The sequence below is a fragment of the Streptomyces sp. NPDC037301 genome, assembly GCF_055602785.1.
Map to the genome: position 1 here is coordinate 113,906 of NZ_JBVJWD010000007.1, position 11,533 is coordinate 125,438.

An 11,533-nucleotide genomic window follows, 5' to 3' on the forward strand; every position below is an offset into this window, starting at 1 on the left:
TCGGTGAAAGTGGGACAGCGAGTGCCGTACCGAGCCGACGCGAGAGGGACATGACAGACAGAACGGATCAAGAGGGTGGAGGGATCAAGACCTTTCCCTTCCCCACGAACCTGAGCGTCTCCGGCGTAGGTATGCAGGTCGGACCCATGGAGCCCGGTCGGACCTGGCATGAGGACGCGCCTTTGGAGCGCGTGCACCGCGTCGACTTCCACGTGGTGATGCTGTTCCACGGCGGCCCCGTCAGACACATGATCGACTTCGCCGAGTACGAGGTCTCCGCCGGCGATCTCCTGTGGATCCGCCCAGGCCAGGTGCACCGCTTCGCCCCCACGGCCGGGTACCGCGGGACCGCCCTGACCATGCAGCCCGGCTTCCTGCCCCGAGCGACCGTCGAGGCGACGGGCCTCTACCGCTATGACCAGCCCCCGCTGCTGCGCCCCGACGCGGATCAGCTGGCCGCCCTCGAGCACTCCCTCGCCCAGCTGGAACGCGAGTACGTCGACACGACCACGCTGCCGCTGAGCCTCCACACCGCGGTGCTCCGGCACTCCCTGACCGCGTTCCTGCTCCGCCTGGCCCACCTCGCGGCGAGCTCCGCCGAGACGGCACGCGAGCAGACCGACACCACCTTCACCCGCTTCCGGGACGCGGTCGAGAAGGGCTTCGCCACCAACCACAGCGTCAGCGCGTACGCGGACGCCCTCGGCTACTCCCGCCGCACCCTCGTCCGCGCGGTGCGCGCGGCCACTGGCAAGACCCCCAAGGGCTTCATCGACAAACGCGTCGTCCTCGAGGCCAGACGGCTACTGGCCCACACGGACATAGCGATCGGCCGCATCGGCGCTTCCGTGGGCTTTCCCGACGCAGCCAACTTCTCGAAGTTCTTCCATCAGCACACGGGGACAACTCCAGTGGCGTTCCGGGCGGAACTGCGCTGTGCAGGCGTCACGCCGTCACGGAAGGTCAGGTCGTCGGCGGCCGATTCACCGGCCTGATGACCCTGTACGCCGGCCGCCTCCACCGACCCCGGCCGGGCCGGCGACGGGCTCGAACTCGCCCAGCAGCTGCTCCGGGCCCGACCTGCGCGGCGATGCGCGCAGCCCAAGCCGCCAACCGGGCGAGGCGTTAGGCTCATTTTGTAGACACGCGTTGCGGCCTACGGAGGCGGCCAGGAGCCAGAACGTCGAGTACCCGACGCCGTCGCGGGCCGAAGGCGACACGCTGCGAGGGAACATGGATCCGGCTGAGGCCAGTACCCCGCCACGTAACGCACCGAGCCGTCCCATGCGGAGGGTGAGCGCCTGGCGGAACATACCGAGAGCCGACAGAGGCGACGGCCGTACGGTGGGGCTCCTTGCCGGTCCCCGCTCTGCAAGGGGCTCCATGCGCCGCCCCGTATCCCGGCTCCACCGCAGCCGAACCCCGTGAAGTCAGCGGCCCCAGAAGGGGGCGCTGCACTGCGCGACCGTCATCGGCACCACGCCGCCCAGGTGCTGCGCGCCGGGGGCCGGCCCGGACTGGCGGCCAGGACCAACGAGGCCACCGTTCGCCAGGACGGTTCCGAGGCACTCAGGACGAGCCCCCGTTCGGTCGTCCACCTCGCGCGTCCGTACTCGAAGGAGGTGCACCCGGTATGGATTCGGAACGTGCCGGTCGTTTGGTGTCGGCGCTTCGTGCCCGTGGCGTGATGGCCCATCTCGTGGAGGCGGGCGTCTACGAGTTCGGGATCCGGGTCGTCCTCGACGAGGGGATCGAGGCGCTGTGGGACGTCGACGGGGCCTCGGGGCTCGACGCGGAGATCGTCAGCGACGGAGTGCTCATCGGCTTCGTACCTCATGTGTCCCGTTCAGAGAGCTTCACCGAAGAGCAGCTCGTGGAGAGCATCGCCACGACGCAGTACTCGGCGGAAGGGCTCCGCCCGCCCAGCGACACGCCCGCCCCGACCCCGCCCCCGACCGGCGAGGCTGCGCCGTCGCCCGGTCCAGCGGTCACCCCGCCAGTCGCCCGCTACCAGCGCCGGGCGCACTGGATCCGGCGAGGCAACAAGGACGGTCCCCGGCGCTGACCAGGTACCCGGCGCATCGCCCGACGCGCCCGCCTGCGACGCGGCGGGCCGCCGTCTCGTCACAGCGGAGCTCACACCTCTTCGACCGACGGCAGGGCGGGATGGTGCGAGGCGATCAAACCCGGCTGGCCGCGCACGACGCGGCCCGTCCCCGATTCGGCCCTTCCCGGATCGCGCCCGAGCAGGTGTCGGGTGACGATGGCCGGTGACAGCGCTGCGGGACGGGTTCGGCGGGCGACATGAAGCATGGTGAGGGGCAGGACACCGGGATCGCCGGTCGGCTGGACCGCAGGCTCTTCCTCGCCGCAGCGGGCGGGGCGTTGGCCGGCGGCGTGGCGGTGACCGGTTGCCACTCGTCCGCGGCCGGGGGGACCGGCACCGGGTCCACCCCGCCCGGCGCGTCCCGCCGCACCGAGGAAGCGGGCAGAGCTCGGGCCGCGGACTCCGACTGGCGTATCCGTTCGGTGGGCCCGCCCGGGGCCATCGAGGGCTATGCCGACAAGGTGAGCGTGGTGCCGGGTGAGGAGTTCGGCATGTACGTCTCCACCACCGCCCCCGCGTTCCGAGTCTCGGCCTACCGCGTCGGCTGGTACGACGGGGCGCAGGCGCGACTGATCTGGCGTTCGCACCGTGTTTCCGGGTCGGTCCAGGCCCGCCCCAGGCTGCTCCAGGTCACCCGAACCGTACGGGCAGACTGGCGACGCACACTCCGTGTCCGTACCAGCGGCTGGCCGGAGGGCGCGTATCTGCTCCGGCTGGACTCGGACAACGGCCACCAGCGCTACGTGCCACTGATCGTCCGCTCGGCGAGCGCGGCGGGCAGAATCGTGCTGATGCATGCCGTAGCAACATGGCAGGCGTACAACAGGTGGGGCGGCTACAGCCTTTACCAGGGCGAGAGCGGTGCGTACAGCACTCGGTCGCTCGCTGTCAGTTTCGACCGTCCCTATGACGGCAATGGCGCCGAGAAGTTCATGGTTTACGAACGGGCGGCGGTGGTCCTGGCGGAGAGGCTGGGCATCCCGCTCGCCTACACCACGGGCGCGGACATCCATCGCGACCCCGGCATTCTCGAGAACGCCGCCGGAGCTCTCTCACTGGGACATGACGAGTACTGGACGCCGCAGCAACGGGCATACCTCACCCGGGCGCGTGACGCGGGCACCAACGTGGCCTTCCTCGGCGCCAACGCCTGCTTCCGCAGGGTCAGGCTGGGGCCGGACGCCACCGGCACCGACCGCCTTGTCATCTGTTATAAGACCGACTACCGGAACGACCCGTACCTCGCCGATCACCCGGACATGCCGACCAACGACTTCCGCCTGCCGCCCGGCGCCTCCCCCGAGTCGTCGCTGACCGGCGTCCTCTACGAGGGCTATCCGGTGGACGCCCCGTATGTCGTCCACCGGAGCGGCCACTGGCTCTTCGAGGGGACGGGCGTGAAGCGAGGAGACTCCTTCGAGCACCTGGTCGGGGTGGAGTACGACCGGGTCGCTCCGGGCATGCCCACCCCGGCGCCGCTCGAGATCATCGCCCATTCCCCTCTCGTTTGCGAGGGCACACACAGTTATTCCGACTCCGCCTACTACACCGTGCCGAGCGGAGCGGGCGTCTTCGCCTCCGGGACGATGCGGTGGGTCGAGGCTCTGATGGCGGGGACCCGTGAGAACGGACGCAACCATGGCATGGACGCCCGTACGGGAGCTTTCGTCACCCGCGCGACGGAGAATCTGCTCCACGCGTTCGCGGCGGGCCGGTGCGGCCGGAGCAGGCCGAAGCCCAGGGACAATGTGAGGGACGTATACGGGTCCGCACCACGCTGACGTCATGATCGATCGCCCGGGTCAGTGCGAGGACGTCACCATCGGATTGGTCAGTGCGGCCTCGTCGTTGGCCACCCGCTGCGACAGCTTCGCCGGCATGCCCTCACCGAGCGATCCTGTCGCACGCATCCCGTGAGTGGCCGAGTCGTCGCGGAATGCCGGGCGGCCAAGCGTTCCAAGTCACTGCTGGGCTCTGCGCGCTGCCCCGACATGCGGTAGGACCGCTCAGCCCCGGCGGCCGCTGTGCCGGGCCGCCCCGGGGCTCGTCGTTGCTGTCGCGTCAGCTCTGGTCCCCGATCCTCGCGGTCCTGCTGACCCACTGGGACAGGGTGAGCTGTGTGGGTGCCACATGGCGGCGTTCGGCCTGGCCGTCCCTGGACGTCCCCTGGTATCGGCCGGTGCTGTCGGTCAGGGCGTCGCGGAGCAGGGACAGGTGCACGGGCAGGTCTGCGCGGAAGTCGTCCCCGTCCCGGCACGGGGGGCAGGTTGCCGGTCGTTCACTGATCGTGCGGTGCTTCTCGGATGCCGTGAGCATGGGAGGGGTCCTTCCTGTGCTGGGGTGCCGGTCGCGCGGTCATCGCGGCCGCGTAGGAGGTGGTGAGCCGGGCCCGGTCGGTCGGCAGCAGGGCTGCCGGACCGGGCAGGAGGAGATGGATGCCCACCGAGGCTGCAATGGTTCCGACGGAACTGCGGATGATGGCGTCGAGGGCGACGCCGAGCAGTCCGGCGGTGGTGAGGTGGAGGGCGGTACCGAAGATCACACGGGTGATGCTGGGGGAGAGTGTGTGGTCAGGTGATGCGAGGACGGGACCGCCTGGCCGCCGAAGAGAGCGGCGACGCAGGCCGCGGTGAAGGGTGCGAGCACGCAGTGTGATCGGCGCGCGGTGTGCGGCTTGATCGGTCGGCGTTGTATCGCTTGGTCGGGCAGTGGGCTTCGATCATGGCGAAACCTCCGTTCGCCTTCTCACCTTCGCCCAGGAACGGCCCCTCGCGCGTCGTCCCCCCGCAGCGATTCCCGGCTACCACGGCTGCGGTATCTGCCACGCCTGCCTACGACTGAACCGACATGCCCATACCGCGCCGACTGTTACTCGGACACCTGTGAGCGCCCAGACTCCGTAGCTGGACTGACAGATTCCGCTGCTGAACCGACCAGGCCGCACTGATAGGCGATGACGACGAGCTGAGCCCGGTCACGAGCCGCCAGCTTGGTCATGGCCCGGTTGACGTGCGTCTTGGCAGTCAGTGGGCTCACGAACAAATGTTCTGCAATCTCGTCGTTCGACAGCCCCAGTGCCGCCAGCCCCACGACATCGCGTTCCCGTCGCGTCAGGCACTCCAGCCGCTCGTGCACGCCCGCCGGGCACGGGTCCGGCTGCGCAAGAAAACGCTTGATCAGCGCACGCGTCGCTGACGGGGACAGCAGTGCCTCGCCGGCGGCGATCGTGCGGACGGCGTCGAGAAGCTCCTCGGGCCGGGCTCCCTTGCCGAGAAACCCGCTCGCACCGGCACGCAGAGCCTCGGCGACGTGCTCGTCGTCCTCGAAGGTGGTCAGGATGAGCACCTTCACCGCCGAGAGGTCCTCGGACTCACTGATGAGCCGTGTGGCGTCGAGGCCGTCCATCTCGGGCATGCGGATATCCATCAGGACCACATGCGGACGCTCTGCACGCGCCAGTTCCAGTGCCTCCTGCCCATTGGACGCCTCCCCCACCGTCTCCATGTCGTCCGTGGAGTCGAACAGCATCCTGAAGGTACCCCGCAGCAGGGCCTGGTCATCCGCCAGCAGTACGCGAATCGTCATGCCCGTCTCTCCTCGGTGGTTTGCCCGATACCAGGCCTGGACGTAGCGGCAGTTCGGCCGTCACGGTGAAGCCGCCCTCCGGGCGCTCTCCCGCGTACAGCCAACCCCCGACCGTGGAAGCACGCTCACGCATTCCGATCAGCCCGTGGCCCGTCCCCGGATGGGCCAGGTTCCCTCCGGTCCGTCCATCGTCCTCAACGGTGATCGTCAGACGCTCAGGGCGGTAGTGAAGGAACAACCGGGCATGGTCGGCGTTGGCGTGCTTGTGCACGTTGGTCAGAGCCTCCTGCACGATGCGGTACGCGGCCAGGTCGACCGTCGGCGCCAGTGGTTCGGCGATGCCCCGCCGGGTATGGCTCACGGTCAGGCCGGCGCGTTCGAACGAAGCCAGAAGCGCCGGTACGCGCGCAAGGCCCGGCATCGGATCACGCGGCGCCACCGGATCGCCGGACTGCCGCAGCAGCCCCACGGTCACCCGTAGTTCGTCCAGCGCGGACCGGCTGGTGTCCCGGATGTCCTCCAAAGCGGCCAGAATCTGTTCCGGCCGCCGTTCCACCAGATGGACGGCCACGCCTGCCTGAGCGTTGATCAGGGCGATGTGGTGCGCGACGATGTCGTGCAGCTCGCGCGCGATCCGCACCCGCTCGGCCGCCACCCGCTGCTGCGCCTCCTGCTCACGCGTGCGCTCCGCGTGTTCCGCCCGCTCCTCCACGGCCGCCACATAGGCGCGACGTGAGCGCACCCCGTCCCCGACAGCAGCCGGCAGCGCCGTCCACGCCAGCATCGCCGCGTTGTCGGGGGCCAGCCATGAGTGCGGGTCGCACAGCACGGCGGCGCCCACCAGTACGACAGCCGAAAATGATGCCGCAGCCCAGGTGGCACGCCGGTCGGTCAGCGCGGCCACGTTGTAGACCGACACCAGGACCGGGCTGATCACCAGCGGGCTCTCCCGAATCCCGAGTACCTGAAAGGCCACCCCGCAGGCAACTGCGACCGCCAGTACGCCGAAAGGGTAACGGCGCCGCCACACCAACGCAGCGCAACCGACACCCGCCAGCACCACGACAGGCCACCGCAGGGAGAACTGGTGCCCGTGCCGTACGACCGAGGCAGCCGCGACCGACAGCACGAACAGCAGCGCCACGCCCAGTGCCTCCACCACACCGATCCGGGGCCGCGCCCCCCGTTTCAATCCGCTGATCACCGCCATGTCACCACGGTAGGGTCGACGGCCGCATCGGGCATCGTCTGGCGCGACAGGGGTGCCCCGCCCGTCGGCGTCCGCCCGTTCGCGGAGCTTTGAACGGCGAACAGTAAATACATGGTGTGCTGTACGGCCTGTGGCTCCATTGCGTGCAGGACGAACCGGCCCGCATCGGTTCCGCCTTCGGAGCGGCACCAGGAAGTGACTTTGCATGATCATGCGAGATTATGCATACTCTTCCTATGTCTAAGGTCCTCACCTCCCTTCCCGCCGGCGAGCGCGTCGGCATCGCCTTCTCGGGCGGCCTCGACACCTCGGTCGCGGTCGCGTGGATGCGCGACAAGGGCGCCATCCCATGCACCTACACCGCCGACATCGGCCAGTACGACGAGCCCGACATCGCCTCGGTGCCGGGCCGCGCGAAGACCTACGGTGCCGAGATCGCGCGCCTGGTCGACTGCCGCGCGGCGCTGGTCGAGGAGGGTCTGGCCGCGCTCACCTGCGGGGCGTTCCACATCCGCTCGGGCGGGCGTGCCTACTTCAACACCACGCCGCTCGGCCGCGCCGTCACGGGCACCCTCCTGGTCCGGGCGATGCTCGAGGACAACGTACAGATCTGGGGCGACGGCTCGACCTTCAAGGGCAACGACATCGAGCGGTTCTACCGGTACGGCCTGCTCGCCAACCCGCACCTGCGCATCTACAAGCCGTGGCTCGACGCGGACTTCGTGACCGAGCTCGGCGGCCGCAAGGAAATGTCGGAGTGGCTGCTCGCCCACGACCTCCCGTACCGCGACAGCACCGAGAAGGCCTACTCCACCGACGCCAACATCTGGGGCGCCACCCACGAGGCCAAGACCCTGGAGCACCTCGACACCGGCGTCGAGACCGTGGAGCCGATCATGGGCGTACGGTTCTGGGACCCGTCCGTCGAGATCGCCACCGAGGACGTGACGATCGGCTTCGACCAGGGCCGCCCGGTGACGATCAACGGCAAGGAGTTCGCCTCCCCCGTCGACCTGGTGATGGAGGCGAACGCCATCGGCGGCCGCCACGGCATGGGCATGTCCGACCAGATCGAGAACCGGATCATCGAGGCCAAAAGCCGCGGCATCTACGAAGCGCCCGGCATGGCCCTGCTGCACGCGGCGTACGAGCGTCTGGTCAACGCGATCCACAACGAGGACACCCTCGCCCAGTACCACAACGAGGGACGGCGTCTCGGCCGGCTGATGTACGAGGGCCGCTGGCTGGACCCGCAGGCACTGATGGTGCGCGAGTCGCTGCAGCGCTGGGTCGGCGCGGCCGTCACCGGCGAGGTCACGCTGCGGCTGCGGCGCGGCGAGGACTACTCGATCCTCGACTCCACAGGCCCGGCGTTCAGCTACCACCCGGACAAGCTGTCCATGGAGCGCACCGAGGATTCGGCGTTCGGCCCGGTGGACCGGATCGGCCAGCTCACCATGCGCAACCTCGACATCGCCGACTCGCGTGCCAAGCTGGAGCAGTACGCCGGGCTCGGCCTGATCGGCACCGCCAATGCCGCCATCGGTGCCGCCCAGGCGGCCGCGACCGGACTGATCGGCACGATGCCGGAGGGCGGCGCCGAGGCCATCGCCTCCCGCGGCGAGGTCTCCGGTGACGACGAGATGCTGGACCGCGCCGCGATGGAGTTCGGCACGGACTGACCAGCCCCGTCAAGCGGAAGGCTAGGCACGCCCCGAGGGGGGATGCACCACCGGACAGGCCGGCTCGGCGCCAACGGCGCCGAGCCGGCCTATTCCGTCACCCGGGGCCTGTGGTCAGGAGGAGTCGCAGGCGCCGCCGCACCGATGTCGTCCGGGTCTTCCCCAACCCGCCCGCCCCGAGCAACTGACCACCGCCGCGCTCTGCAAAATGCACGAGCGGCATCATTCTGCTGCTGCCGTTCCTCCTCGACGACCGCCACCGCTGGTCGTCCGGCATCCTTCACGCTCTGCCCCGCAGTGCTTGGGAACGCCTGGTGCAGAGGTGTGACCCCTTCAGATCGGCGCCCTGCCTGGCGACCGTCAGCGGGTCTTGGATCGTGTACGCGGCCTGGTCCCTCACCGCAGCCCTCATCGCCGTGGCCGCCGTCCACGGCCGCGGTCTGTGAGTCCGCGAGCCCCACGCCACCGGCTTCGGGGCCCGCAAGGACGCCCGGGCTCTGGCTGCCTGGATGCACACGGGATCGTGGCAGCAGCCGCTCGGCACGTTTACCAGGGACCTCCGGCGCCGGCCTTCGCAGGGAACGCCGACTCCGGGCGAGCAGAAGGCCGGTGAGGTCTCGAAGGAAGTCGCGGCCCGTCTTGGCGCTCCGGCCGACGGCGCGTGGATCTTCTACACCGGGGTCACCGGCAGCGGCTTCGACCCCGACCATCTGCACGACATCCTCTACCAGCTCCCGGCGGTCAACGACGACGGCGCCGGTGACCGGACCACCACCAGCGCCATTGATGCCAAGCCCGGCCCGCACGGCGGCCGGGCGATCTGCAACACCGTCCTGGTCCAGACCGACGTGCTCACCACAGCGGTCTCCACGTGCTCCTGGTTCACCCCGACCACCGCCGCCGGCATCACCCTCGTCTCAAAGGCCGACGGCACCAGCACCAAACTCGGCTTCACCGCCATGGATGTCGCCCCGATCATGCGGGCGATCCGCGCCGAGGTCGAGATCCCGCGGCAGTAGTGCCGGTCACCTCTGATCAGCACACTGCGTTGGACGCCCGGCCCGGCATGCGCCCAAGTGCCTCGACGCCGGCTTCGATGTCTGTGCCGTGTCTCTCGCCGCGCATCGACTCGGGTCGCGGTCCCGGCATGACCGTACGGGACCGCCCTCATCAGCGCGTGACGATTCCGACGACAAGGTTGATGGTGGTGGCCAGGATGCTGGCGCCGAAGACATAGGACAGCAGGCAGTGCCGGAGGGCGACCGCGCGAATGGTGGAACTGGAGACGTCTGTGTCGGAGACCTGATAGGTCATTCCGAGGTTGTAACTGAAGTAGAGGAAGTCGCTGTACTGCGGCGGGTCGTTGGAATTGAAGTCGATCCCGCCTTCAGGTGTCAGGTAATAAAGCAACGCGTAGCGGGTGGCGTACATCAGGTGGAGTGCCGCCCAGGCCATGAACACGCCACAGAGTGCCGTCGCGGCCGCGGCGTGGTTCAGCTCCGAGTCGCCGACCAGGAGCAGCGCCACGATGCCGACCAGTCCGCACAGGGCGGCCGCGACGACGACGAGTTCCTCGGTAACGGGCCGGAACTCCTCGCGTCGGACGTTGTGATGGGTGGTGGCGGCGTCCATGGGCCACAGGACCATCCACCCTGCCACGACGAAGATCGTCTCCGCGGCGGCGATTCCGGCGAGAATCCCAAGCGGTGCGTTGGTCAGTACACCGACGACTGCGCCGATCACCGCGCCGACGACCGCCGCGCCGGCCAGTCGAGGAACGGCGGAAAGCGCCAACCAGTGGTTCATGGGCCTCAAGAGCGACCGCCTCGATAACTCGGTGAAGGGTCTCAGGCTGGTCGCGCGACTCGGCGGGCAGACTGAGCACCGGCAGTCGTCGGGGGAACGGAACGCCACCGAGCGAGTCGGACTGCCAGTTCCTGGAGCCCTCCCTCACGGTGGCCTCACCGGCGGGGGCCAGTGGCCACCAGGAACACAGCCGTCCTCGAGGACGGCTGTGACGACGGGCTGAGCCACGGCCATATGACTCCCGTCGAACAATGAGGAGCAAAGTGGATATACGGGACAGAGCCAGAGTATTCGCGTGCGAACCAGGGCGCAGCCCGACAATACGACGATGCACCCTTGCGGAGGATCCCCCCAGGCCGCACCACACCTCACCGGACCGGGGGACGCGAAGGAGCGGGCCCCTCCCCCGTACGAGGGCACAGCAACGTCCAGGGCAACCGCACCTGCGGCATCGGCCACCGCCCCACCGACGAGTTCCTGGACCGCCTCACCGAGGTCTGCGGTATCGAGCCGCCCCGTGAGCACGGTCTGGACACCGTCCACACGGTCAAGGCGATGCGCAGCGGCGATGTGAAGGTGTTCGTCGGCATGGGCGGCAACTTCGCCCTCGCGGCGCCCGACACCCCGTACACCTACGCGGCGCTGCGCAACTGCGACCTCACCTTCCAGGTGAGCGCCAAGCTGAACCGCAGCCACGTCGTCCACGGCCGCCAGGCCCTATCCTGCCGTGCCTTGGCCGCAAGCGCCCGGTCCTGGACGAGGGCTCCGGCGGGTGAGGGAGCGGCCAGGTCTGTCAGCAGCAGCGCCAGCAGCGTGAGCAAGACGACGCCGAGACCGTAGTTGCGGGCCACGACGTACTCCAGCAGGAACTCCAGAAGTACGATCACGAGGACGAGCACCACGGGTTCGGGGCGCGCGGCCAGCACGCCGAAAGCGAGCACCAGTCCGGCGACCGTGCCCAAGGTACGCTGCACGGCCCGCTGTACCGCCGTACGGACGTTGATCGAGTGCAGCACCGCGGCGGCGGAGATCGCTGCCCAATAGCCGTGTCCGAGGCCCAGCAGGAGGGCCGTCCCTCCCGTCGGCCCGGTGCCGAGGACCATCCGCAGGGCGGGAACGAGCAGGACCGACGCGTGACGGGGC

The 11,533-nt window shown here is 69.3% G+C and carries 10 protein-coding genes and 2 pseudogenes; 6 read left to right on the forward strand and 6 right to left on the reverse strand.

Annotation, left to right across the window (positions count from 1 at the left end; translation table 11 throughout):
- Positions 1-50: 50 nt before the first annotated feature.
- From ACZ7IB_RS14320 to ACZ7IB_RS14330, 3 genes are all read left to right on the forward strand, one after another.
- Complete coding sequence (locus tag ACZ7IB_RS14320) at positions 51-995, forward strand: helix-turn-helix domain-containing protein (protein WP_470912713.1); 945 nt, start codon at positions 51-53, stop codon at positions 993-995.
- Positions 996-1,633: 638 nt separating this feature from the next.
- The gene (locus ACZ7IB_RS14325; RefSeq protein ID WP_470912716.1) at positions 1,634-2,065 is read left to right on the forward strand and encodes a hypothetical protein; all 432 of its coding nucleotides are present in this window, start codon (positions 1,634-1,636) and stop codon (positions 2,063-2,065) included.
- Between the two features lie 239 nt (positions 2,066-2,304).
- A complete protein-coding gene (locus ACZ7IB_RS14330; protein ID WP_470912718.1) occupies positions 2,305-3,888 on the forward strand; it encodes a N,N-dimethylformamidase beta subunit family domain-containing protein in 1,584 nt (527 codons plus the stop codon).
- A 280-nt stretch (positions 3,889-4,168) separates the two neighbouring features.
- On the opposite strand, the gene ACZ7IB_RS14335 is transcribed toward ACZ7IB_RS14330, so the two are convergent.
- The 4 genes from ACZ7IB_RS14335 to ACZ7IB_RS14350 all read right to left on the reverse strand — a co-directional run bounded on the left by ACZ7IB_RS14335 (position 4,169) and on the right by ACZ7IB_RS14350 (position 6,902).
- On the reverse strand, positions 4,169-4,423 hold the full coding sequence (locus ACZ7IB_RS14335; RefSeq protein ID WP_470912721.1) for a hypothetical protein: 255 nt from the start codon (positions 4,421-4,423) through the stop codon (positions 4,169-4,171).
- Positions 4,386-4,649 (reverse strand): hypothetical protein, encoded by a 264-nt coding sequence (locus ACZ7IB_RS14340; protein WP_470912724.1) that lies wholly within the window; start codon positions 4,647-4,649, stop codon positions 4,386-4,388. Before ACZ7IB_RS14340 ends, ACZ7IB_RS14335 begins: the two co-directional genes overlap by 38 nt.
- 326 nt (positions 4,650-4,975) lie before the next feature.
- On the reverse strand, positions 4,976-5,692 hold the full coding sequence (locus ACZ7IB_RS14345; RefSeq protein WP_470912727.1) for a response regulator transcription factor: 717 nt from the start codon (positions 5,690-5,692) through the stop codon (positions 4,976-4,978).
- Positions 5,664-6,902 (reverse strand): sensor histidine kinase, encoded by a 1,239-nt coding sequence (locus tag ACZ7IB_RS14350; protein WP_470912730.1) that lies wholly within the window; start codon positions 6,900-6,902, stop codon positions 5,664-5,666. The genes ACZ7IB_RS14345 and ACZ7IB_RS14350 overlap by 29 nt, the downstream gene beginning before the upstream one ends.
- Positions 6,903-7,138: 236 nt before the next feature.
- Between ACZ7IB_RS14350 and argG the strand changes: the two genes are divergently transcribed.
- Positions 7,139-8,584, forward strand: coding sequence for an argininosuccinate synthase (gene argG, locus ACZ7IB_RS14355; RefSeq protein WP_470912733.1), 1,446 nt, complete (start codon positions 7,139-7,141; stop codon positions 8,582-8,584).
- Positions 8,585-9,093: 509 nt separating this feature from the next.
- On the forward strand, positions 9,094-9,603 hold the full coding sequence (locus ACZ7IB_RS14360) for a hypothetical protein (RefSeq protein WP_470912736.1): 510 nt from the start codon (positions 9,094-9,096) through the stop codon (positions 9,601-9,603).
- 151 nt (positions 9,604-9,754) lie between these two features.
- On the opposite strand, the gene ACZ7IB_RS14365 is transcribed toward ACZ7IB_RS14360, so the two are convergent.
- Complete coding sequence (locus ACZ7IB_RS14365) at positions 9,755-10,390, reverse strand: DUF1345 domain-containing protein (protein ID WP_470912738.1); 636 nt, start codon at positions 10,388-10,390, stop codon at positions 9,755-9,757.
- A 381-nt stretch (positions 10,391-10,771) separates the two neighbouring features.
- On the opposite strand from ACZ7IB_RS14365, the pseudogene ACZ7IB_RS14370 reads away from it, so the two are divergent.
- A pseudogene (locus tag ACZ7IB_RS14370) lies at positions 10,772-11,130 on the forward strand (FdhF/YdeP family oxidoreductase); the annotation flags it as partial.
- 57 nt (positions 11,131-11,187) lie between these two features.
- Here ACZ7IB_RS14370 and ACZ7IB_RS14375 read toward each other — a convergent pair.
- Positions 11,188-11,493 (reverse strand): annotated as a pseudogene (locus ACZ7IB_RS14375) (FUSC family protein); the annotation flags it as partial.
- Between the last annotated feature and the right edge of the window lie 40 nt (positions 11,494-11,533).